At 39.8% G+C, this 22,201-nt stretch carries 21 protein-coding genes; 3 read left to right on the plus strand and 18 right to left on the minus strand.

Annotated elements, in window-relative coordinates; all coding sequences use genetic code 11:
* Nucleotide 1: 1 nt before the first annotated feature.
* From ACGHEH_RS05775 to ACGHEH_RS05810, 8 genes are all read right to left on the minus strand, one after another.
* Entirely contained in the window at nucleotides 2-1,252 is a 1,251-nt protein-coding gene (locus tag ACGHEH_RS05775) for an NAD(P)/FAD-dependent oxidoreductase (RefSeq protein ID WP_390442753.1), read from the minus strand.
* Nucleotides 1,249-1,986, minus strand: coding sequence for an SDR family NAD(P)-dependent oxidoreductase (locus ACGHEH_RS05780; protein ID WP_390442756.1), 738 nt, complete (start codon nucleotides 1,984-1,986; stop codon nucleotides 1,249-1,251). Before ACGHEH_RS05780 ends, ACGHEH_RS05775 begins: the two co-directional genes overlap by 4 nt.
* A complete protein-coding gene (locus ACGHEH_RS05785; RefSeq protein ID WP_390442759.1) occupies nucleotides 1,983-2,414 on the minus strand; it encodes a nuclear transport factor 2 family protein in 432 nt (143 codons plus the stop codon). The genes ACGHEH_RS05780 and ACGHEH_RS05785 overlap by 4 nt, the downstream gene beginning before the upstream one ends.
* A 2-nt stretch (nucleotides 2,415-2,416) precedes the next feature.
* Nucleotides 2,417-3,811 carry a deoxyribodipyrimidine photo-lyase gene (phrB, locus tag ACGHEH_RS05790; RefSeq protein WP_390442761.1) on the minus strand — a complete coding sequence of 465 codons (1,395 nt, stop codon included), beginning with the start codon at nucleotides 3,809-3,811 and terminating at the stop codon, nucleotides 2,417-2,419.
* The gene (locus tag ACGHEH_RS05795) at nucleotides 3,811-4,776 is read right to left on the minus strand and encodes a YbgA family protein (RefSeq protein ID WP_390442764.1); all 966 of its coding nucleotides are present in this window, start codon (nucleotides 4,774-4,776) and stop codon (nucleotides 3,811-3,813) included. Before ACGHEH_RS05795 ends, phrB begins: the two co-directional genes overlap by 1 nt.
* Nucleotides 4,777-4,785: 9 nt before the next feature.
* Nucleotides 4,786-5,448, minus strand: coding sequence for a ChrR family anti-sigma-E factor (locus ACGHEH_RS05800; RefSeq protein WP_390442766.1), 663 nt, complete (start codon nucleotides 5,446-5,448; stop codon nucleotides 4,786-4,788).
* Nucleotides 5,441-6,037, minus strand: a complete 597-nt coding sequence (locus tag ACGHEH_RS05805; protein ID WP_390442769.1) for a sigma-70 family RNA polymerase sigma factor — start codon at nucleotides 6,035-6,037, stop codon at nucleotides 5,441-5,443. Before ACGHEH_RS05805 ends, ACGHEH_RS05800 begins: the two co-directional genes overlap by 8 nt.
* Nucleotides 6,038-6,173: 136 nt before the next feature.
* Nucleotides 6,174-6,725 (minus strand): hypothetical protein, encoded by a 552-nt coding sequence (locus ACGHEH_RS05810; RefSeq protein ID WP_349286809.1) that lies wholly within the window; start codon nucleotides 6,723-6,725, stop codon nucleotides 6,174-6,176.
* A gap of 159 nt (nucleotides 6,726-6,884) precedes the next feature.
* Between ACGHEH_RS05810 and ACGHEH_RS05815 the strand changes: the two genes are divergently transcribed.
* Complete coding sequence (locus tag ACGHEH_RS05815) at nucleotides 6,885-7,283, plus strand: BLUF domain-containing protein (protein ID WP_390442772.1); 399 nt, start codon at nucleotides 6,885-6,887, stop codon at nucleotides 7,281-7,283.
* A gap of 28 nt (nucleotides 7,284-7,311) precedes the next feature.
* Here ACGHEH_RS05815 and ACGHEH_RS05820 read toward each other — a convergent pair whose 3' ends face one another.
* From ACGHEH_RS05820 to ACGHEH_RS05850, 7 genes are all read right to left on the minus strand, one after another.
* Entirely contained in the window at nucleotides 7,312-8,622 is a 1,311-nt protein-coding gene (locus ACGHEH_RS05820; protein WP_390442774.1) for a sensor histidine kinase, read from the minus strand.
* 30 nt (nucleotides 8,623-8,652) lie between these two features.
* Complete coding sequence (locus ACGHEH_RS05825) at nucleotides 8,653-10,062, minus strand: sigma-54-dependent transcriptional regulator (RefSeq protein WP_390442777.1); 1,410 nt, start codon at nucleotides 10,060-10,062, stop codon at nucleotides 8,653-8,655.
* A 114-nt stretch (nucleotides 10,063-10,176) separates the two neighbouring features.
* Nucleotides 10,177-12,576 carry an ABC transporter permease gene (locus ACGHEH_RS05830; protein WP_390442780.1) on the minus strand — a complete coding sequence of 800 codons (2,400 nt, stop codon included), beginning with the start codon at nucleotides 12,574-12,576 and terminating at the stop codon, nucleotides 10,177-10,179.
* Nucleotides 12,573-13,277, minus strand: a complete 705-nt coding sequence (locus ACGHEH_RS05835; RefSeq protein WP_390442783.1) for an ABC transporter ATP-binding protein — start codon at nucleotides 13,275-13,277, stop codon at nucleotides 12,573-12,575. The genes ACGHEH_RS05830 and ACGHEH_RS05835 overlap by 4 nt, the downstream gene beginning before the upstream one ends.
* Nucleotides 13,278-13,309: 32 nt before the next feature.
* Nucleotides 13,310-14,554 carry an HlyD family secretion protein gene (locus ACGHEH_RS05840; protein WP_390442786.1) on the minus strand — a complete coding sequence of 415 codons (1,245 nt, stop codon included), beginning with the start codon at nucleotides 14,552-14,554 and terminating at the stop codon, nucleotides 13,310-13,312.
* Between the two features lie 685 nt (nucleotides 14,555-15,239).
* Nucleotides 15,240-15,821, minus strand: coding sequence for a hypothetical protein (locus tag ACGHEH_RS05845; RefSeq protein ID WP_390442788.1), 582 nt, complete (start codon nucleotides 15,819-15,821; stop codon nucleotides 15,240-15,242).
* Nucleotides 15,822-16,334: 513 nt separating this feature from the next.
* Nucleotides 16,335-17,255, minus strand: coding sequence for a GTP-binding protein (locus ACGHEH_RS05850; RefSeq protein WP_390442791.1), 921 nt, complete (start codon nucleotides 17,253-17,255; stop codon nucleotides 16,335-16,337).
* A 446-nt stretch (nucleotides 17,256-17,701) separates the two neighbouring features.
* Between ACGHEH_RS05850 and ACGHEH_RS05855 the strand changes: the two genes are divergently transcribed.
* Both ACGHEH_RS05855 and ACGHEH_RS05860 read left to right on the plus strand, forming a co-directional pair.
* Nucleotides 17,702-17,920, plus strand: a complete 219-nt coding sequence (locus tag ACGHEH_RS05855; RefSeq protein WP_390442793.1) for a DUF6500 family protein — start codon at nucleotides 17,702-17,704, stop codon at nucleotides 17,918-17,920.
* A gap of 4 nt (nucleotides 17,921-17,924) precedes the next feature.
* Nucleotides 17,925-18,332, plus strand: coding sequence for a hypothetical protein (locus tag ACGHEH_RS05860; RefSeq protein ID WP_390442796.1), 408 nt, complete (start codon nucleotides 17,925-17,927; stop codon nucleotides 18,330-18,332).
* Between the two features lie 85 nt (nucleotides 18,333-18,417).
* Here ACGHEH_RS05860 and ACGHEH_RS05865 read toward each other — a convergent pair whose 3' ends face one another.
* The 3 genes from ACGHEH_RS05865 to ACGHEH_RS05875 all read right to left on the minus strand — a co-directional run bounded on the left by ACGHEH_RS05865 (nucleotide 18,418) and on the right by ACGHEH_RS05875 (nucleotide 22,167).
* The gene (locus ACGHEH_RS05865) at nucleotides 18,418-18,870 is read right to left on the minus strand and encodes an NfeD family protein (RefSeq protein WP_390442799.1); all 453 of its coding nucleotides are present in this window, start codon (nucleotides 18,868-18,870) and stop codon (nucleotides 18,418-18,420) included.
* Nucleotides 18,871-18,873: 3 nt separating this feature from the next.
* On the minus strand, nucleotides 18,874-19,827 hold the full coding sequence (locus tag ACGHEH_RS05870) for an SPFH domain-containing protein (protein WP_390442802.1): 954 nt from the start codon (nucleotides 19,825-19,827) through the stop codon (nucleotides 18,874-18,876).
* 69 nt (nucleotides 19,828-19,896) lie between these two features.
* On the minus strand, nucleotides 19,897-22,167 hold the full coding sequence (locus tag ACGHEH_RS05875) for a response regulator (protein ID WP_390442805.1): 2,271 nt from the start codon (nucleotides 22,165-22,167) through the stop codon (nucleotides 19,897-19,899).
* Between the last annotated feature and the right edge of the window lie 34 nt (nucleotides 22,168-22,201).

Here is a 22,201-nt window from a genome sequence, read left to right on the forward strand (position 1 = left end):
ACTACAGCTCACACCCAAATCGTTTACATACATCTAGTGCTGAACGCACGCCATCTTCGTGAAAGCCGTTATACCAGTATGCACCACAGAAGTGGGTGCGATTTTTGCCGCAGATGTCAGAGCGACGCTGTTGCGCCGCCATACTTTGCTTGTTAAACACCGGATGGTGATAGGTGAATTCTCTTAATATTTTAGACTTATCTATGATGGCTGTTTGATTCAATGTCACACAGAAGGTGGTATCACTTTGCAAACCCTGCAATATATTCATATTGTAGGTCACCGCGGCTGGGCGCATATTAGTATTGTCTAAACGGTAGTTCCAGCTAGCCCAAGCAAGTGGACGCTTTGGCAGCATATTGGTATCGGTATGAAGCACCACTTGGTTTTCACTGTAAGGTATAGCGCCAAGTACTTGCTGCTCTTGTTCGTTCGCATCTGCCAATAATGCAAGAGCTTGATCTGAATGGCATGCAAACACCACTTCATCAAATAACTCTTCAGTGCCATCGGCAAGCTTTACAACTACATGATCGTCGTTACGCGTTACAGAACTTATATTACTATTGAGACAAATCTTGTCTGAAAATTCACGCGTTAAAGGCTTTACATATTCACGAGAGCCCCCCTTTATCACATGCCACTGTGGGCGGTCACTGATATTTAACAAACCATGGTTATAGAAAAACTGCACAAAGAAACGCAGTTCAAAGTCGCGCATCTCTTGCAAGCTGGTTGACCAAATAGCTGCGCCCATTGGCAAAATATAGTGTTGGCTGAAGTAGTCTGTAAAATGCTGCTCGTCTAAAAAATCGCCCAACGTTAAATGAGGGGCAATTTGTTGAGCATGTAACGCTTTACAGGCCTTGTTAAAACGCAATATTTCTATAATTAGCCCCCAAAATTTGGGGTTCAAAATGTTGCGGCGCTGCGCAAATAACGAATTTAAGTTATTGCCATTGTACTCTAAGCCCGATTGAACGTTGTGCACACTAAAACTCATTTCAGTGTCTTTATAGTCAACGCCAATTTGGCTAAGCAATTTTAAAAAATTTGGATAGGTTTTGTTATTACAAACAATAAAACCTGTATCGATAGCATACTCTTTACCATCGACTTCAACATCAACGGTTGCTGTGTGGCCGCCAATATAATTGTTCTTTTCAAATAACTTGATGTCGTATTTTTTTGATAACAAGTAAGCGCAGGTTAAACCAGAAATACCACTACCTATGATGGCAACTTTCTTCATGTTTTTATCATCCTTTTAGCGAGCGGACGCCAGAGACTAAAGGGTAAAAGAGATAAGACTTTAAGCGTCCACGTAAAGCCTTTAGGAAAATGAATATCGAATGTACTTTTGCTCATGCCTTTGAAGATGGCTTTAGCAGCGTCATCAGCTTCAATAATGCCAGGCATATCGAAGTCGTTTTTGTCTGTAAGTGGTGTTTTTACAAACCCAGGATGAATCACACTGATGCCAATCTCTTGTGGCTCTAGGTCTATACTGAGGGTTTTAGCTAGGTATGTAATACCCGCTTTTGACGCACCATAAGCTTCTGCGCGCGTTAGTGGCACATAGGCGGCACTTGAGCTCATTAGGCCAACCTGACCACCAAACTTAATTTGCTTTAACCAAGCTTCTAAGCAATAACCTACGGCAATTAAATTAGTTTGAATAACTCTTTCAAATAATGCGCCATCGAACTGTTTAGGATTGTCTATGTACTCGCAAGTGCCTGCATTGAGAATTAAATGGTCAATGGCTAAGTCTTTTGGTAAGGCATTTTCTAAGGCGATTTTGTCATTTAAGTCAAAAATACAAGGTGTGATGTTTGCTGATTTCTCACTTAACGTATCTAACTTTGCTTGATTTCTTCCACACGCATATACCGCGAAACCTTGCTGTGCATATTCAAATGCTAAAGCTTCGCCAATGCCCGAAGAAGCGCCTGTAATGACAACTACTTTAGATTCGATACTCATGCTGCCGTCCTGCGCTTGATTAAGTTAATCACAGTGCCAAACACCGGCAGATGCTGATAGATCATTTCACCTGCATCAAAATAATCGCGGTGGTAAACAACCTTACCATTTTCAAATTCAAGGTAAGTGTTACCGTTCACTTTCAGCGGTTGCCCCTGTTTTATTTTTTTATGTGAAAAAGTCATCACCCAATACACGCTGGCCTTGTTGTCTTGCTCAAATGAAGTGAGAATATCGAATTGGCCTTGGTTAAGATTTTCATACATGTTAGCAAAATAGTCGGTAAGCACAGGTAAACCTTCTATTCTGTGAAGCGGATCTTCAAATACAATATTGTCACAGTAGACTTCACCGAGTAGTTCAAGATTCGACTTGTCTAGTTGGTTATACAGCTTCAAAAAATCTGATATCAAGGCATTATTCGACATTCTTAAGATAACTCACTCTTGTAATATTCTAGTGCCTGATTTCTTGCTTCTTTTAAATCAACAACCGCAACGGGATACACATCACTTTGACCTGTTGCAGCCAAGTAAGCTTGCGGTGCGTGAATATGTTTAGTCGGCACATTTTCTAATTCTGGTAGATACTTACGGATAAAATCTCCGTTGGGATCAAACTTCTCACTCTGGGTAAGTGGGTTAAAGATCCTAAAATATGGCTGTGCATCACACCCTGTGCCCGCCGCCCATTGCCAACCGCCATTATTAGCAGCCAAATCACCATCGATAAGATGAAGCATGAAAAATGCTTCACCTTTGCGCCAATCCACCAGCAAATGCTTAGTTAAAAAGCTAGCGACTATCATACGTAAACGATTATGCATCCAACCGGTTTGTTTAAGCTGTTTCATTGCAGCATCAACAATTGGGAATCCAGTTTGGGCGTTGCACCAAAGTTCAAATTTTGCTTGATGTTCTGGCCATTTGAAGGCGTGGAACTTCTCTTGAAAATCTTTGTTTTTACTTAAACTTGGGAAAGCATCTAAAAGGTGGCGATAAAACTCTCGCCAGATCAACTCATTCAACCAGCTAAATTGTGGCGCTTTCATATCTTCGAGCACATTTGGCATATGATTAATCAGCTCAATGAAAACTCGTTTTGGACTAATAGCACCGATGGCTAGGTAAGGCGATAAACCACTGGTTGCTTTTAAATCAGGCCTGTCTCTGTAGAGCTCATAGTCATCGTGCTTTTCAGCTAAAAAGCGCGGCAATACTTGTCTGAGTGTCGTGTCTGCCAACGGCCATTTAGACGACTCAACTTTTGGGTAATCGAAACTAAACTTGTGCTGATCAAACTCAACATCAACTGCAGCTAGATTGCCTAAATAGCTTTGATCAAACCCACTTTGCTTAACCGCTTGCAACCAGGCTTTTTTGAACGGCGTGTAGACCTTAAACATCTCGCCCTGCTTGTTGCGCACAGACCCTTTTGGCAACATCACATCGGCTTCGAATAGGCTAAACTCGATATGAGCTGCTACTTGCTTATCTCTGTCTACCTCGTCTATCTCTAACTGGCTATTTGCGAACACTCGCGTGATTTGATGTTCAGAGCAAAAATTCAATAATTGCTCGATTTGACTATTAAAATCACTGCCGTTTATCACAGTCAGCTCAATACCTTGAGCGTTAAGCTGTTGCTCAAACCATGCCAAGTGACGCGCCATAAAATCGATCTGAATAGGCGCAACATTATGGCGCTGCCAAGTGAGAGGAGTAGAAATGAAAATTGCCTGTTTGCATCCTTGCGATAAGGCTTGAATTAATGCGGGATTGTCGTCGAGTCTAAAGTCTTTCCTTATCCAATAAAGGGCACTCATTATAGGCTATACCTTAGTTTTAAATCTGCTGGGTATGGGTTTAAGTACGCTTGCTTTGCCAGATACTCGTTCGGGTAATCACGTAAATAATGATTAATCAAGGTCAAAGGTACAAGTAGTGGAACTAGGCCTTGACGATACGCCATGACTTGCTCCGTTAACTCTTCTTTCTTTGTTTTGTCGAGTACTTTTTTAAAATACCCCTGTAAGTGCTGCAAGGTATTCGTATGGTTACGACGTGAAGCTGGCTTTTTCAAAGCTGACATCAACAAAGAAATGTATTGCTCGGCAAGTTCTTCCAAAGGCGCTTTCGATTGCCCTAGCATGTTGCCGATTTGGCGGTACATTTCAAGATTATGACTCATCACCAAATACTTATTTTGGCTGTGGAACTCGATCAATTTGTGTTTGGTTAAACCTGACGCCACCAGCTCTTGCCATTTCTTGTAAGTGAATACGCGCATCACAAAATTTTCACGTAACACGGCATCATTTAAGCGGCCATTTTCCTCACAAGGTAAGTTTGGGTGTGCGTCTAGGATTTGTTTAGCGAACAAGCCGACACCGTTGTGCTCACAGCCTTTACCATGCTCATAATAAACCTTTACACGTTCCATGCCACAGCTAGGGCTGCCTTTCATGAATACAAAACCACTCAAATGGTCGATGCGAGACGCCACTTTTTGACCAAACTCAGTCATTTTCTCAGTGACATCCACTGAGCCATCAGGTCGCGAGACCGCAATTACGTCATCATATTTAATCTGTCGAATAGTCGGTCTTGGAATAGGCAAACCGACCGCCACTTCAGGGCAGAACTTTTCATACTCAACATGTTTGCCTAGCTGATTCATACAGAAATCAGATTTTTTATGACTCTTGTCAAAACGAACCTGATCGCCCGTAAGACAAGCGCTGATTCCAACTTTGATTGGTGAAGAAAATTCGGAGTTAAACTCATTCATAACTGTCTCCTAGTAAATAAACTTACCAATTGGATTAAGCAGTTTGCTAAGTCCTTGAGTAAAGTGAAGCGAGTCACTAGATACAGTTAAGCACAAACACCCTTCTTTAGTAAAAGGCGTATGCGTGTTTTTACCATCGAGCCAAATGAAATCACCACGATTGTAAGTGCCCATTTCATCTTCGAAGCTACCATCAACAAGCAAGGTAATCTCAAAGCCGTTATGTGTATGATTAGGCACAGAGCCTTCAGCGTCTATGTGTAACAAACTCATACGTAAATCGCCGTCTTCCAGCTCGATGCGTGACCGTGACAATTTACCTAAGTTCATCCAGTTAGAACGCTCTAAGTTACATAGAACCTGAGGTAGGCAATATGGCGTATCTGCTACTTTAACTTCTTGAGGCTCAGGTTCAACAAATTCATCGATACTGGAGTCTTCTGTTACGTCATCAATAAAAGCATCAAAGTCGAACTGTATTTCTGATTCATCAAAAGCAAACGCATCTTTGTCGAAGCACTTATCGGCTGCTTTTGCTGTCAACTCTGTGATTTGTTGCTGACATTTAGGACACATTTCTAAGTGCGCAGCAATCATGACGCTAACTGAAGCAGGTAATTCTCCAGCCACATAGCTTTCGAGCAGTTCTAATTTAGGGTGGTGCTTAATCATAGTCTGCTCCTATGTGTTGTTTGAGTTTAGTCAGTGCGAGTCTTAAACGTGATTTAACAGTACCAAGTGGAATGTTAAGCTGCTTTGATAATTGCTCTTGAGAAAGCTCTTGAAAATAAACGCCGTGAACAACTTGCTTCTGATTTTCGGGCAACTTGTTAAGGTATTGCGCTAGTTGCTTGTCCATCAAGTGATCGGCAAACATATGGTCATCACTATTTTGCGCTTCAGCTAAGGGCCAGATCTCTTCACTGATGGTGTCTTCTTGATTAGATTGAATTTTACGTAGCATGTCGAAACTGATGTTACGCATAACCGTGTAAATCCAAGTTGTCGCTGCACCTTTCTCAACATTGTAAAGATGTGCTTTTCGCCACACATTGGTCATAGTTTCTTGTAATAGCTCGTTCGCCATTATAGGGTTATTGAATTGTTTGCGCCCAAAACCAATAATTTTTGGAGAAAACCATTTGAATAAGTTAGCAAAGGCACGTCTATCACGCTCTTGCGCCACGCTGATTAACCAAGATGACAAGGTTTTGCCATCCACTTCAGCAGGCATAGTTTGAGAATTTGTTGTTGTGCTCATCGAAGGATGGGGATTCCTGTTTTCTGTGCTCACCATGACTAAACCCATTAATTGCATTTCGTATTACATACGTTAAGAAATAGATTTGGATCACTTAGATTAGATAGTTTTATTAATTGTAGGACACTCTACAAATTTAACCTAACATTATGGTGTGTAAGAAGTTTTGAGCTTTATCAAAACTGTATTGATCAACAAACACTTCCTTTTGCTCCATAGATAATGGAAGCAATTCTAAATAACGCGCACAGACCCAGTTTGGATTATCAAATTGCGGCGATGGGTAAAGGCTTTGAATGTCTGGGTGTAAAGAGAATATCTCTTCTAGTTTATCGGCTAACGCAATGTGATTTTCACTTAAACTTACTTGCTCCCAATGCGGGATGGGAGCACATTTAGCAAAACGTAAATTGTCTTCGTCGAAAAAAATATCACTGAGCTTTACAAGCGATTTTGCTTTTACATCAATGTGTAGCATACCTTTTTCTTCAAAGAAATCGACTATATCAACCCAAGCCGCCCATTCAGACACTTCAAACTCTGCATCTGGCTTGTAAATGGTGAGTGCAAAGCCTTGCTCTTTAGTTGCAATAGATACCAGTTTTTTATATCTCGGCTCGAAAATACGAAGGCGTGTTACTCCTTCAGGAAGCAAAAATACAGGAAGCGGAAAAACAGGTAATTGCATAAATAAGACCTAAAAACTCTACATGGCATTCTTTACGTCACAGCGTATAAAAAAGATCGATTAAGTTTTCACATCTTTTTATTTGTTCGGTTGTTTTGCGTTTTAATCAGTTCGAATCTGTAAATAAAAATTATATCAGATACCGATAAGGGATTATGCATGTCAATCCATCAACTCATCTATCTCAGCAAAGCGAGTCGACAGCTAGACAGCGTAGACTTTTTAAAACTTTTAAAAGTAGCGCGCGAGAATAATATCAATCTTCGTGTAACGGGCAGTCTGTTTTATAACGGCGGCTGGTTTGTACAAGTTTTAGAAGGTGACTTACCCATTATTCAAGACTTGTATAGAAAAATTGAAAATGACGACCGGTATATGCAAGCCAAGGTACTTTATCTCGAACCCGCCACCAGTCGTACTTTTTCTCGTTGGACCATGAATATGATCAACCTTGATGAGGAACATGACAGTAAATATCACGTTTTACGGGATTTGCTCGATGCAGCTGTCAGAGGCAGGTTTAAGTGCTCCAGTGAAGCTATTGAAAGTCTTTTCTGACGATAATCTTTTTGGTATCCGTTAGTATCTATATGTCAAACCAACACTGAGCAATTGCGCCTGTTTTATCTTCGCGGTTGCTTAGAGTTAGTTTTGCACCTTGTTGCTCTATCATGTTTCTACACAAATTAAGTCCTATCCCTTTACCTTGCGCTTTGGTGGTGTAAAACGGCACAAACAAATTATCAGTATTTTGAATGCCCGACCCCGAATCTTTTACTTCAATCACAATTTGCTTGCCTTGCTCATAAGCATTTAACTCAATAAGTTGTTGCGATTTACTCGCTTCAATGGCGTTTTTCACTAAATTAACCAAGACTTGTTCAAGCAATACTTTATCTGCAAATACAAAAAGCGTATCGCATTTAATCTTAATAGGATAATCAAACAAATTACCCACTGACTGAAATAACGGTGCGAGCTCGCATTGCACAATATGAACATCGAATTGTTTGCTCAAATTCGCATAGCGATTTACAAATTGCATTAAGCCGTCACTGCGCTCAACAATAACTTGTAAAGCAGGGTCTAATTTAGCAAAGTCATCATTGCCTTTAAGCATATCTTGTAATGTTTGCGCTAACGACTTAATGGGTGACAACGAATTATTGATTTCATGGCTCAATACGCGGGTCATTTTCTGCCAAGCTAATTGCTCTGTGTGATACACAACCTGCTCAATATTAGTTAGTACCAACAATTCATAGCTTTGCTCTTGCATGGTGAATTGGCTATGACGTAACTGCCATTTTGCAATAAGGGACTCATCACTTAATTGCCATTTATTTGCGGATAACATGAAGCCCAAATCATCGGCGTTTGTATGCCTGAGAGTCTGCCACGGTTGCTTGCGCCAATTAGAAAAAGCTTCATTGGCATGGTGTAATTTATGCTCTTTATTTAAAACCACAATAGGAGTTGCAAGCTGCTCAATAAGTCTAAGTACTAATACTGCTTGTTGATCATATTGCGATTTTCTGTTTTGCAGTTCTGCCGTCATGGTGGTGATTTCATCTGCCAACAACTTCACAGCACCTTGATTAAACTTTGGATTGGCGCGCAATGAATAGTCTTCATTTCTTATCGCTTCAAGGACAGCTGAAAAACGGTAATAAGGGTTGAGCAAAGCACGCCTTACATACCAACATAGTAGCGCAAACGGGCAAATTAATAATACCAATACAGTGCAAACCACTAAGGTACTGGCTGAGCTATACCAAAGAATAAACCCCGCCAGACCGGACAAAACAAGTATGCAACTGCCAATAAACAATGTCAGTATGCTTTCGATGGAGCGTAACTCTAGTCGCTCTGTGATTTTGTTTATGAGTTTGAACATGTGCTGGCTCATTATTTTTTGTTTAGTAATTTACTTAGTCGACATACCAAACTTTTCTAACCGGCGGTAAATGGCACTTTTACTTATACCGAGTAATTCGCCTGCTTGTTCTACATTATTATGAGTTTGCGCCAGTGCCATTTTGAGAAGCTTTTTCTCAGCATCTTCGAGGGTCATTAAGGGAATGTCATCTTTTGAAGATGCATTCTTTGATGAATTGTTTAGCACTTTAAACTCAAGGTCTTGCACATCTATGCCGTCACCTTCAGCCATTAAAACTGCTCTTGCCATCATATGACTGAGCTCTCGTACGTTACCCGGCCATGCATAATCAAGCAAAGCCTGTTCGGCTAATTTGCTCAACGGTAACGGAGTTAGTTGATATTGTTTGGCATGTAATTCAATAAAGTGCTTTGCCAACACAATGATGTCTTCGGGACGCTTATTTAGAGGAGGAATGGTGAGCTCGATGGTGTTCAATCTAAAATATAAATCGTTTCTAAATTCACCACTTGCAAGCATGGCCTCAAAGTCGGCATTAGATGCCGCGATAATGCGACAACTCGCCTGTTGGGTCAGCGTATCACCGACTCGTTCAAACTGTTTTGACTCAAGCACCCGCAGCAGTTTAGCTTGTTGATTCGCCCCCATTGTCGCAACTTCATCTAAAAATAAAGTACCATTATTGGCTAGCTCAAAGCGCCCTGCTCTGTCTTGTTTAGCATCGGTAAATGCCCCTTTTTTATGTCCAAACAGCTCGCTTTCAAACAAGCTTTCAGGAATGGCACCCATGTTAACAGAAACAAACTCACCATTGCGCGCTGAATGAGTGTGCACATACTCTGCGATACAGCTTTTACCTGTGCCATTTTCACCTCGCAAAAATATGGTTGCATCGGTTTTAGCGACACGCTCTAACTGCGCTTTTAACTTTTGCATCTGTGGGCTGTGCCACAAAATAGATTTTGTATTGTTGTCTGATGAACTATCTCTTTTACTTCGTTGAACCAATGACTCATTTTGAGTAATCGTTTCTTGACGATCAATTTGTGCTAAAGCAAGATGTTTTTTGACCATCATCACAACAGCATGATTATCCCAAGGCTTAGCGAAGAAATCTTTCGCACCCAATTGCATAGCTTCTACTGCTAAAGAGACACTCGACCAAGCAGTCATAGCGATAATTGGCGGCGAAGGGATTGTTTGCTGTGCACGAAGAAATGCCAAGCCCTCTTCACCTGATGTGGTATCGAACTCAAAGTTCATATCGAGTAAGATTAAATCTATATTTTTCTTTTCTAGTAAGCTGCTTGCAGCAATAGGGCTCTCAGCTTCAAACACGTCATAGCCATGATTACACAATAAAAAACGTAAGCTCAGCCGAATATCAGCCCTGTCTTCAACAATTAAAATTTGTGATGTTGGTGCATGGCTTTCCATATTACTCCTTGTTTTTGCTGTTAAAAATAGATTACTAATTTAAGATAAGCTTAACCTAGACTCCATTCTTAAGACTAGGTGTAAGGCCTAAATAATAGCATTATATAAAGCAGCTTATTCGTTACGAAGCGCCTTCAAGGGATCTGCACTCACCATTGAACGTACCGGTAAGTAACAAGCCAATGTTGAAATACCAACAATAATTGGTATGGCAAATAAAAGTACTGTTATCTCACCTGTTATGTGCATAGATAAAAACCGAGTACCGACTAAATATCCAATATACGAAAGCACACTTCCAATTAAGATACCAAGTAACACCGGTTGCATACTTTGCATTAGTACCATTCTTATAACGTGCCCCGTATGTGCCCCTAAGGACAAGTGAATACCCAACTCATATCTGCGCATTTGAACACTGTAACTCAACACACCATATATACCGGCGGCAGCTAGGATTAAGGCTAGGGCTATCAAACTTATCGTCAAAATAGCAACGAGCTTCGGTGCTCGTAAGCGAACCGTCAACATATGTTCGAGGGTTTGATAATACGAAACACTCAGTCGTGGATTAACCCCTTTTAATACTTCGACTAACTGTACTTTAGATAATTGCCCAGTATGTTTAATCGTCATAGCTAGCCTTGAGCCGGCTTCAAATGGTAAGTAATAACGCTCTTCAAAATATCTATCCCTATCACTTTCATACACATAGATATTATCAACTACACCAACAACTGTAAGGGGCTCATTTGGTGCTGCTTGTAATGTTTGACCAATTGCAGACTCGGATTTAAACAAACGTTCAGCGAGTGCTTTGCTAATGATTATTTCTTGAGGCACATTTTGAGCATCTTGAAAACGACTAAATGTTCGACCTTCCAACATCGGTATACCCAATAAATCAAAATTATTCTCATCAACAAAGCCAACACTAATAATACCTAACATCTCATTATTATGATCGTAAAGGTAGTTTTCCCACCCCATTTGCAATGGAGAAACCATTGTCAATGAGACTTTTTCAATCTGTGGTAATGATTTAAACTGGCTTTTGACTTGTTGAGCAACATCAAAGTAGCCTTCATTCAAATCGCCTGTATCAACCCGCAAATAGCTTACATTCGTTGCATCAAAGCCAACATCTTTAAAAAGTTTATTAATTGCGGGAGATAATACGGTCGTAGCCCCCATTAATAATGCCGTGGCTAATCCTACTTGCAAAGCGATTAAAATATTTCTGGTTAAACTAGATATCTGTGTACCAGTTCCTTTACCACTACTTTGTAAAGTTTGATTAAGCTGTTTATAAGAAACTTGCTGACTAGCGAGCTTAGCCATCACAACGCTGATTAGTATACTTACAGCAAAACTTGCTGAAATCGTGACAGGATCAAGCATCATAGTATGCATTCTTGGAAACATATATTGTAAATCGCTGGCTAACCACACCATAGACCAACCCGCGATGAGCAAGCCAAATACACAGGCAAACAAACAGAGCAGTAATGCTTCGCTGAACATGCCTAAAAAGATATGCTGCGTTTTTGCACCTAACGCAGCTTGAATCGACATCACTCGTCTTTTTTGCACTGCACGAGATAAAAATAAATTACAAATATTTGTGACCGCAATAAAAAGTAATGTGATTACACCAGCCAGTAGTAGCAATGCCATTTCACCACTATCAGCGACAATCTTTTCTTTTATAGGTACAAAATGCGCACCAATCGCAGTGTTAACTGCAACATCATCACGACTTTGATATAATTGATTAATCTGCTCACCTAACGCTGAGTTTGCTTGGTCAATTGATACGCCATTTTTAAGAATGGCAATGCCATTTATAGCACCGGTTATGCTGCCCCAATTAGTTAAACGACTAATTTCTTGATCAAAACTAAACCATGCATCCATCGAAAAGTTACCAAATACCTCGGGCGCATGAAAATGACTCGCTGTCACACCGATAATCTGATACTTATCATTACCAAGGGTTGTGTAAGTACCTATCACTTGTGGATCTGCGCCATAGTGCTTCTGCCAAGCTTCAAAGCTCAATACTAAGACTCTTTGCTTATCATTAATGGTTTCTTGTTGATTAAAAGCACGACCTAAATGCATAGGCACGTCCAGCATCGTAAAATACTCAGGTGTTACACGAACACCATCAAGATAAGGTGTATCGGGCAGATCTCTTAGTTTTGCACTATACAAACTCATAAGAGCCATTTGCTCGATATATTGCTCGTCTTTATAAATATGATACTGCGCCGATAAAATCTGAAAGCCGTATTGCGTCTCGCCATTGATTGTTTCGCTTTGGTCGGTAACGACGAGCTTATCAGCATTCGGGTATGGCAAGGGTTTAGTCAGTACCAAATAATTGATATTCAGCACCACCGCAAGTGCAGCTAATGTCACTGCAAGGGTAGAGATAACCGTTAGGCTAAACCCCGGTAATCGCAATAAACTGCTGACTGCGAGTTTAAATTCTTCTTTGATGATACTCATACCGCCAGCTCCATTTTAAACTCATCGGCCATCACGCCATCAAGTAGGTGCAGTTTGCGTTTTGCCATATCTGCATATCTTGGGTCGTGGGTTACCATACAAATGGTGGTGCCTTGTCGGTTTAATTCAGCTAGCATCATCATGACCGCATCACCGTTTTTAGAATCTAGGTTACCGGTTGGTTCATCAACGAGTAAAATTGCCGGGTCGTTTACTAAGGCTCTGGCAATCGCAACACGCTGCTGTTGACCGCCTGACAACTGATTCGGTTTATGACCAGCTCGATGCGTCATTTCAACTTTAGCCAAGCAAGCGTTCACTTTTTGTTTAATTTCTTCTTGCGATAAAGGCTGTTCACGATAGCGTAATGGCAGTGCTATGTTGTCGAAAACTGATAATTCATCAATTAAATTAAACGACTGAAATACAAAGCCAATATGCTCATTTCGCATACTCGCTCTTTGATTAACACTTAGGTTACTGACATCGTGCCCGGCTAACATATATTCACCGTCTGACGCAGTATCTAATAATCCCAATATCGATAATAGAGTAGATTTACCACAGCCAGACGGGCCTGAAATCGATACGTAATCACCTTCATTGATTTCTAGGTCAACGCCACGTAATGCATGGGTTTCCATCTCGCTGGTAACAAACTTTTTCGTGATATTGGTTAGCTTTATTTTGTTATTACTCATGATCTTTCCTTTTTATATCGCGATTGCCTGACTTACTTCACAATGGCAATGTGGGTATGGGCTTGCCAGCGAGTCATATCGTTAAGGATAAACTGCTCATGTGCTTGTGCGCCAGCAAGTATTTGAATTTGCTCGTCTGTTGCCGCACCAAACTGAATTGGAGTAGCGATGGCTGAGCCTTTATCGGTTAACTTAAATAAGATGGAATTTGAAAAAGCTTTTACGTTGACAGGTTTTTTAATAAACAGAGCGTTTTCTAATTGACCCACAGCAATTGTGCCTTCGATGTTTAACTCTGGCCGTGCATTGTCGGTTAACGCGCCTTTTAGTGCCACTTCAACCTGAATATTGCCGTTGTTGATCACCGGATCAATACGTATCACTTCCCCTGAGATCTCACCACGACGAGTATTGATGCTTACCGCTTGCGCCAGTTGAATAGACTGCATTTTTGACTGTGGCACGTTCAGCAAAGCATAAAGGTCGGTGGTACTGCCCACTAGAGCCAATTGTTCCCCTAAATTCACCGCTTGCCCGAGCTCCACACTTAGTGATTGCACCACACCATGAATACCCGCTTTAACAGTTAGGCTGTCGAGTTGTTGTTGTACTAAATCTAATGCTTCTTGTTGTGCCAAAATATTAGAATCGGCAATTTTTAAATTGGCTGCGTGCAGGGCTTCAAGCTGGGTAATGCGAGCAGTTTCAATCTCTAAACGTCGAGTTAACTGTCTGACTTGTAATTTAGTACGTTGATAGTCGATATTAGAGACAATACCTTTGCTGACCAATTGACTCTGTGCATTCGCTTCGAGTTCGGCACTTTCGAGATCTGCTTGGATGCGAGCTAATTCTGCTTGTTGAGCAAGTAATTCGCGTTTTTGGTTAATACCCGTTTGAATACGCTGGTTTTGACTGTCGATGTAAGCACGCTTTGCATCGCGCACCGATTGGGTAATATTCGGATCTGAAAGCTTTAAAATAACACTATCGGGAGTTACCTCAGCACCCGGTTTTAAAATAATTTCATCAACCGTTGCCTGACTTTTGGCAGTGAGTAAACGCGGCTTTTTCGACTTTAAACGGCCAAAACCTGACACTTCTAAATTTAATGAACCTTGCTCGACCTTCGCCGACCAAATCTCGTTTGCTTTAATTTGCTGTGCATGACTTGGTTGCAAAAATAGCCAAACACAGGCCGCCAGTAGCAAGCACACAAACGCTAAAATGCTTAGATGCCGTTTGGTGTTTTTTTTGGGCTTTACGACCACATCCATAACTCGATCTCATACTGTTTTTAATCTTTAGTACAGTAGTTAAATCAAGTGCCATGCCAAAACATAAGAGCATGAAAAATATAGATTTTAAGAAACCATTATGCAAATATAGAAATATTATTTTCGAAACCGAAAAACAATTTATCGAAATCGAAACGGACTCGATAAAATTTCATAGTGTTCAGACCCTAATGGAAGAAAATGAGAGAAAAGAACGAATCAGCAAGAACTTTATACCAATACGCAGTGATACTTAATCATTTTTAGGGATTTAAACTGACGCTAGCATCGTTAAAAACTTCTCATTTAGAACAACTAAATCGCAAAATTTTAGCCTTGCCTACATGGATGTAGGTACCTCAGCGATAGCAGGATGCGTGAGCGGTGCTATCGATAAGTTTTCCTTGCCTCAAAATAGATCACTTAATTAAGAAAATTGGTATTGTTCGCTAAAAAATGCCATAAAAGAGTTGAATATGTCAGCTATTTTTAATGGATAACAGCCGACATATTCACCAAACAATGTACCTAAAACAACACTCCTTCGGATTTACAACCCTTTATATTCTTTCCTTCGAGATTCTAATATTTGATACTTACAGAGCACTTGGTTATGACAGTCAGTCTCTGGCACACTGTAATACCACTTTTTGAAAATTGGTTGATACTTATCAATTACTTCTTGTTAAAGAGTTAACGGTAGCTCAGGTAGGTATACGTCTCTTGTTTTATCTATTTGACTATGTATTGCCCTACCTAGCACATAGCGTACCCTGCGATAATTGTAATCCGCTGATTTGTATTCTCTGGAATCCGGCTGAAATTGCATTCGATTAACTTTGTGGACTTCTGCACGCTCTGCTATCACTTGCATCATGTCTTCAAATGGCTTAACTGTAATTGTGAGCTTGTGAGGGTCATCAGCGTCAATTGGGCCCAAACCTACACTTAAAGTTTGTATATGATAATTTGGATGACGGACTACAAAGTGAACCATAGCGTATGCATTAGGTTGTAATAAGTCTAAACGCTCTCTTGGTAATGTGACGACTTTACCGGCATATGCCAACTTTAAATAATCATATCCCCTTTCATGACCACTTCCACCATGTCCACCTGGTTCAGCGTATCCAGTATCAATTAAAAAGGGGAACTGAGGAATTGAACCATCTTCCGTCTTAATGGTTATTTCAACAGGTCCACGGTAACCATGGGCCTCGTCAAATAAAAAAGTGCAGCCCGTTAAGGACACCGAAATAAACAACAAAGCAAGCGCAAAAACTCGCTTTGATGAAAGAAAAACAAACTCTCTAAACTACAAAACAATCCCTTTTTATTAGATTTATTATTAATACTTGAATGTTAACTTGCATCAAGACACTTTCAAACAGCACTTTTCAAAAAATGGTAAACGCTGTAAAACTTAACCAATAAATTTATATCTGAGATTCAAGATTTAATCGAACTTGGAGTGAAAAAATCGGTAACATAACCAATATGTTGCTGTAATGAGTCTATTTTAAAGTCGCTTCAATGGTGAACTTGAATATGATTTAAAATGTTCTAGAGCTTAGGAGTTAAGAGCGAGTGCGAAGATAAACTTAGCAACCAAAGCTCAAATTAGATATTCACCATTCGTTTTTCTGATGAACAAAATAAAGACGCGTTTTTTAATAACGATGAACACCAACTAGCAAAACAGCAGTTTTTGAAACTTCTGTCAATCAGGTTGCTAGCTACACAAAATAGCTAGCAATCCGACTGTATGCCTCGAGCTAAGCTATTTTGCTTGTCGTAATTTGACAGCTTCTAGACTATTTTGAATAGCCGATTCTAGCAACAACGCATCACTGCCAGGCCCTACAGTGAGTAACTTCGCCCCGGTGGTGGGTTTGCCGCGGTAAGGCCTGACATAAATTTCACCATCCGGACAGCGTTCAAAATAAGTATAACCGGGCTCTGTGCCTAAAACTGTACAACCCTTAATTCGGATCACGCTGCTTGGGATCGCATCACAGATTTCTTTGATACAAATAGGATCTGGTAAGTTAGGTAAATCAACTGAACATGAAGACCAATGTGACTTATGATGCGCAAGCTTTTCTGCACTATTACTCGATGGTAACAGCTCAGGAAGTTTATTAATTTCTAGTTCTTCACAAAGCATGATCTCTGCAGTGGGATTAATCGCTCGAATATCGCTTTTAACTTGAGCCAAACGTGCTTCACTTACAGAGTCAGTGTGCGACAGTGTGATCAACGACGAGATTTGTATTTGATTCGCTTCAAGTTCATTATGGACATCTCGCAATTGCCAATTTTTAACATCAACTACAGAAATTTGCACAGGAGGCATAAAACGCGCTTCGATGCCCACACCAAGAAATCCCATTAAGGCACACGCATCAGTTGTGCCATTCGCTTCTATGAGTGTAATACCATTTATTCGCTCAGGAATTCGGTTAACCGACTCTCTCAGCTCGCCAATACCACTGCAACAAATACAGCTGCCATTCAGTGCTTTTAAACTTTTCTCATCAAGCATATCCAAAAACTGCTGAGCATCTAAATTGGCATTTTCATAATCATTTAAAACCACAAAAGGTGACCAATTCGCTTTGCCGTATTCAGTGACCAAACGTTTTAATAACGTGGTTTTTCCAGCTCCAAGAAAACCAACGACAACAATAATAGGTTCCACTTTCTATCCTCTCATTTGTAAGTCAACTCGACTTTAAACACGACTCTAATTACGTGATACTATCACAAAGCAGTTCTAGATTACCCTTTTCATTTAATTCTCATAAATTCCCTCTTAATTGCCACAATTTAAAAGAAGATAAACCTTGTAAATCCATATTCCCTCCATAATCAATTCATAATTACTTGATAAAAAATACTTTCTGCAATAAAGCAGAGTCATAACAACAATAAAAATTAGATGCGTCATGATCGGCTCCTACAGGATGTTGAGCCGATTATTTTTTATCACTATGTCCTGCTCACGTTCTTTTCACCTTCATTAAACTTTATAGCTTTCATAAACATAGTACTCTCAGTTAATATGCCAGTGAAATTTATACCACCCCCTATTAATCAAGTGATTTTATTTAAGGCGAGGTATTAATGTGACTACAAGGAATATCAATGCGTCAAAGTTTAAGAAATAAAATCATCTCTGTGTGTGAACAAAAGATAGCGAAAAAGGGAGAGATTGTCGGTGTGTCGTTTTACGCTTTTTTCGCTAATAAAAACGACGAACCAGAGCAACTGATGGAAGCCGCCACTTGGTGGATACAAACGCATCAATTAGATCACTTCGAAAAAGCTGTCAAAGTTAAAGAAATGGTTGAGCAAGGGCTGTAAATAAATGGAAATGAATAAAACCACTTTTAGACTTTTTATTACACTGAGCCTCCTCTCGGTACTAATTGCAATAAGCTACTCGGCTGTTAAAGACTACCAATACCCAGATTTGATTCAACAATTCTTAGATACGTCAGAAAACGTACTTACATGGCTTGACTGGATCTCTTTGGTTGCCACTCTTATTGCCTTTTGTGCAAACATTTCATTATTATTTTTTTCCAACATTGGGCGTTTTATTTATGTAATCTGTATTCCCTTTACACTCATTGTACCTGGATTAAGCAACGAAACGGTTATTACTAATCAGATAGAAGATCTGCTTTTTGGTATAGATACATTAATGACTGGGTTTATCATTGCCTTGTGTTATTTTTCAAGTGCTTCCGATTATTTTCAGCAAGCAAAGTAATAAATACTCTTAGTACAGCTGTTATAGCAAAAAAGCAGGCTTTCGCCTGCTTTTATCAAGTTAAAAATGCGGGTTATCTCCCTCTTTATTGAAGTTCAACCCAAAATACACCGACGTCTTTTTTCACGACCTTGACTTCGCTGCCTTTGCACAGAGGTTGTTTACTCTTAACTAACCACTCTATGCCTGAATAAGCATATCTATAACCGTTATGCTCATCTATGTCATGTTCTAAGGTGAAAGTAAGCTCAGCAAAATCACTGTGCACATCAGTTGACTCACGACTTTCTTGTAACCTTTTAAGCGGCTTCCAAAGTAGTGCTGCCAAGCCTGCAGTAATGATGGCATTTACCCAAAGGGCGGTGATCCAACTTGCATCGAGTAACCCAGCATACATCAAGGCACCACTGAACACCAATGAAAGGCCGATAAAGAACAGCACAAAAGTGGCAAAGCCAAGCACTGCCACTTCAACAATCAGTGCTATGACACCCAATATAAGGAGTGTTTGCGCAATATTGTCTGTCAAAAATTCCATAGGCTAGCCTTTTTGTTTTTGATTTAACGAGTTGATAATCGACATACCTTGTGCAACCAAAGAGCTTGCATCAGTGCCACTATCTGGTAAAAGCACAACCGATGACTCCTTAGCAATCGCTTCTTTGGCACCGATCGCCTTGGTTGCTAAGTCGAGCTGAATGGCTTTTTGACCTTGCTCTGTGTTCGCAGCTTCACCGACTTTACGAAGTGCATCCGCTTGCGCTTCAGCGACGGCTAAAATTGCTTTTGCTTCACCTTCGGCTTGTAAAATTTGCTCAGCTTTATCTGCTTCAGCTGCAAGAACTTGTGCTTGCTTTTTACCTTCGGCAACATTAATGGCCGCTTGTCTATCACCTTCAGATTCTAGAATTTGCGCTCGTTTCACACGTTCTGCTTTCATTTGAGCTTCCATCGCTTCCATTACAGAATTAGGTGGCACAATGTCTTTAATTTCATAACGTAAAACCTGAATACCCCATGGCTCTGATGCTGAGTTAATCGCAGCAACAATGTTAGTATTCAGTAAATCACGTTCTTCAAAAGTTTTGTCTAGCTCCATTTTACCCAGCTCACTACGCATTGTAGTTTGCGCTAATTGGGTAACCGCAAAAATATAGTCATCAACGCCGTAAGTCGCTTTATATGGATCTAACACTCTGAAATATAAAACACCATCAACAATTAACGAGATGTTATCTTTGGTAATGGCTGACTGAGAAGGTACATCGACCGCTTGCTCTTTTAAGCTTCTATCCGCAGCGACACGATCAATGAAAGGGACAATAAAGTTTAAACCCGCTTCTTTGGTTGATTGATATTTACCAAAACGCTCAACCATCCAAGCACGGTTTTGTGGTACAAATTTGATGCTACTCTTTAAGACGATAATCACAAAAAGTAGTAGAAAGAATTCGACTTGAAATACAAATTCTACAATTTGGCTAACTGGATCCATGTTTTCTCCTTTTTATTATTCAATGTTCAGATTATCACCTAGTTTCTAAATTCTCCACTTTAATCTTATTTAGCTATGCCCTGATGACTCTTTGTGGAAAGGCGCTATTAAGCGCATTATTTCAGCATTTAATTTGCCAACTTCTATTGGTTTACTCACATAACCACTCATACCAGCTTGTAGGCACTTTTCTTTGTCTCCGTTCATTGCGTTCGCGGTTAAAGCAATAATTGGAATAGATTTAAATTTGTTATATTTAGGGTTTTCTCGGATCTCTTTTGTTGCTTGATAACCATCAATAATGGGCATTTGGCAATCCATTAAAATCAGATCAAAGTTACCACTTTCCGAATTTTCAAGAATAGTTAGAGCTTCTTGCCCTGAATTCGCTATTTCGAATTCTATTTGCCAATTACTCAACATTTTCGTAGCAACGACTTGATTGACCTTGTTGTCTTCGGCAAGCAATATTTTTAATCCTGCCAAGCGTTTTGCTCTACCTTCATTTTCAACCACCAATGTTGTCGTTGGTATTTGCTCAACTTTCTTTGTAAATAGCTGCATTAAGTCATAACAAGTAAAAGGATGGTAGAAAACCGCACACCCTGATCCTTTAACCAGTTGGCTATTTGGTAATTTACTATTCACATCACAAATTATACTTACTTGCTGAGCTTGTCTTTGAGCACTTTCAAGTAAATATGTACTTTCTAACCCCGTATCAGAGCAATTCACTAAGTCTAAAATGATTAAGTCATAGCGTGATTGGGAAATAAATTTTGAATCCAAAATATCTAACTTTAAGCCTCGCGATTCAAATTGACTTAACAGAATTGATGAAAATGTTGTATTGGGGCTAAATAACCCGATTAAATTCGCTACATTTAACGACTGTTCTTCCGCAATAATGCTTTCATCAAGTCCAGCTTGGATTGAAAACGCAAATTCAGTGCCTTTATCTGGCGAGCTATTTCTTAGTTCAACATCCCCTCCCATTAAATTACATAGTCTTTTTACTATCACTAAACCAAGCCCTGTACCGCCATAAAGCCTTGTGGTCGAAGCATCACACTGACTAAATGCATTGAACAGTTTTAATTGAGCTTGACTGTCGATTCCGATGCCTGTGTCAATGACTTTACCGTTTATTAAAACCCGACCATCATGTTGCAATTGAGAGCTCAAGATCAACTTTACATGTCCCTGATGAGTAAACTTAATTGCGTTACTCAATAAGTTATTGAGTATTTGCCGAACTCTGACTGGATCTAATAGTAAATTATGATGTGTGACTTGGTGACAATCGACAAATAACATAACCGATTTGTTACTCAGCGCTATAGCAAATGATTTGGCGACACTGTCTAATAACGCAAGTAGCTCAACAGGTTCATTATTGATTTCTAGCTTACCTGATTCAATTTTTGAAAAGTCTAAAATATCATTAATCACACCAAGCAGTGAGTTTGCACTTGCATAAGCGAGTTCAGTATATTGATCTTGTTGTTTTGACAATGTGGTATTTTGCAAAAGCTCCAAACACCCTATCACCCCATTTATGGGCGTTCTGATCTCATGACTCATGTTTGCCAAGAATTCAGATTTAAGTTTTGAATGTTTCTCCGCTCGTGCTTTTTCAATTTTCAATGCTTCATTGGCGGTGATAAGCTGTTTTTGAACTGATTTATTTTTGTTATTTCTTATTTCACCCGTCATTATCGCAAAGGCGAAATTAAACAATAGCTGACTCATAAACAAAGCAATAATAAACCACTGGGCTTTTATAGAGTCATCTTGCTGAAGATTAGTCACCCCTTGCCAATTCATATCGATGATCTTATTGAATGACACTGCAAATAAAATCACGACACTAAGTAGTATCAAAAAGCTGGAGACCTTAAAACGTCCTTGGCTATAACGATATGAACACCATAAAACCCAACTCAGAAAAATCAAAACAGTCGTTACTCCAAGCGTAAATCTAAGTGGGTAACTGGGGTAAATAAAGGTCAAAAAAAGATGCAGTACGACGTAACAAGTTATAAAGGTTGCGAGTTCAACTTTTGGAACATTTTGCTCACAAGCTCGGTAAGTACCTTGTAAAATAAACAAAAATGACGTTTGTACCACAAAATTAGGGAGCACATATTTAAGGGTTTCTGGTAAAACACTTTGGCTGTTAAATAACAATAAGCCTGTCATCAGGAAACAAGATGATATGGCCCAATAACGCACCGCTATGATATCTCTGTTTGCCAGCCACAGAAAAATCAAAGAAACAGCAGAAGTAAATACACCGACACCACTCATTAATAATAACGTGACAGTTGATAATTGCATGGCATCTCTTGGTAGGTGACAAAATAAAATGATA

It is taken from the genome of Pseudoalteromonas sp. MTN2-4 (genome assembly GCF_042848605.1).
Lineage (GTDB): Bacteria > Pseudomonadota > Gammaproteobacteria > Enterobacterales > Alteromonadaceae > Pseudoalteromonas.

Coding starts and splice junctions, on each gene's coding strand:
- ACGHEH_RS05775 (WP_390442753.1), bottom strand. CDS start 1,252: ATGAAGAAAGTTGCCATCATAGGTAGTGGTATTTCTGGTTTAACCTGC.
- ACGHEH_RS05780 (WP_390442756.1), bottom strand. CDS start 1,986: ATGAGTATCGAATCTAAAGTAGTTGTCATTACAGGCGCTTCTTCGGGC.
- ACGHEH_RS05785 (WP_390442759.1), bottom strand. CDS start 2,414: ATGTCGAATAATGCCTTGATATCAGATTTTTTGAAGCTGTATAACCAA.
- phrB (WP_390442761.1), bottom strand. CDS start 3,811: ATGAGTGCCCTTTATTGGATAAGGAAAGACTTTAGACTCGACGACAAT.
- ACGHEH_RS05795 (WP_390442764.1), bottom strand. CDS start 4,776: ATGAATGAGTTTAACTCCGAATTTTCTTCACCAATCAAAGTTGGAATC.
- ACGHEH_RS05800 (WP_390442766.1), bottom strand. CDS start 5,448: ATGATTAAGCACCACCCTAAATTAGAACTGCTCGAAAGCTATGTGGCT.
- ACGHEH_RS05805 (WP_390442769.1), bottom strand. CDS start 6,037: ATGAGCACAACAACAAATTCTCAAACTATGCCTGCTGAAGTGGATGGC.
- ACGHEH_RS05810 (WP_349286809.1), bottom strand. CDS start 6,725: ATGCAATTACCTGTTTTTCCGCTTCCTGTATTTTTGCTTCCTGAAGGA.
- ACGHEH_RS05815 (WP_390442772.1), top strand. CDS start 6,885: ATGTCAATCCATCAACTCATCTATCTCAGCAAAGCGAGTCGACAGCTA.
- ACGHEH_RS05820 (WP_390442774.1), bottom strand. CDS start 8,622: ATGTTCAAACTCATAAACAAAATCACAGAGCGACTAGAGTTACGCTCC.
- ACGHEH_RS05825 (WP_390442777.1), bottom strand. CDS start 10,062: ATGGAAAGCCATGCACCAACATCACAAATTTTAATTGTTGAAGACAGG.
- ACGHEH_RS05830 (WP_390442780.1), bottom strand. CDS start 12,576: ATGAGTATCATCAAAGAAGAATTTAAACTCGCAGTCAGCAGTTTATTG.
- ACGHEH_RS05835 (WP_390442783.1), bottom strand. CDS start 13,277: ATGAGTAATAACAAAATAAAGCTAACCAATATCACGAAAAAGTTTGTT.
- ACGHEH_RS05840 (WP_390442786.1), bottom strand. CDS start 14,554: ATGGATGTGGTCGTAAAGCCCAAAAAAAACACCAAACGGCATCTAAGC.
- ACGHEH_RS05855 (WP_390442793.1), top strand. CDS start 17,702: ATGCGTCAAAGTTTAAGAAATAAAATCATCTCTGTGTGTGAACAAAAG.
- ACGHEH_RS05860 (WP_390442796.1), top strand. CDS start 17,925: ATGGAAATGAATAAAACCACTTTTAGACTTTTTATTACACTGAGCCTC.
- ACGHEH_RS05865 (WP_390442799.1), bottom strand. CDS start 18,870: ATGGAATTTTTGACAGACAATATTGCGCAAACACTCCTTATATTGGGT.
- ACGHEH_RS05870 (WP_390442802.1), bottom strand. CDS start 19,827: ATGGATCCAGTTAGCCAAATTGTAGAATTTGTATTTCAAGTCGAATTC.
- ACGHEH_RS05875 (WP_390442805.1), bottom strand. CDS start 22,167: ATGCAATTATCAACTGTCACGTTATTATTAATGAGTGGTGTCGGTGTA.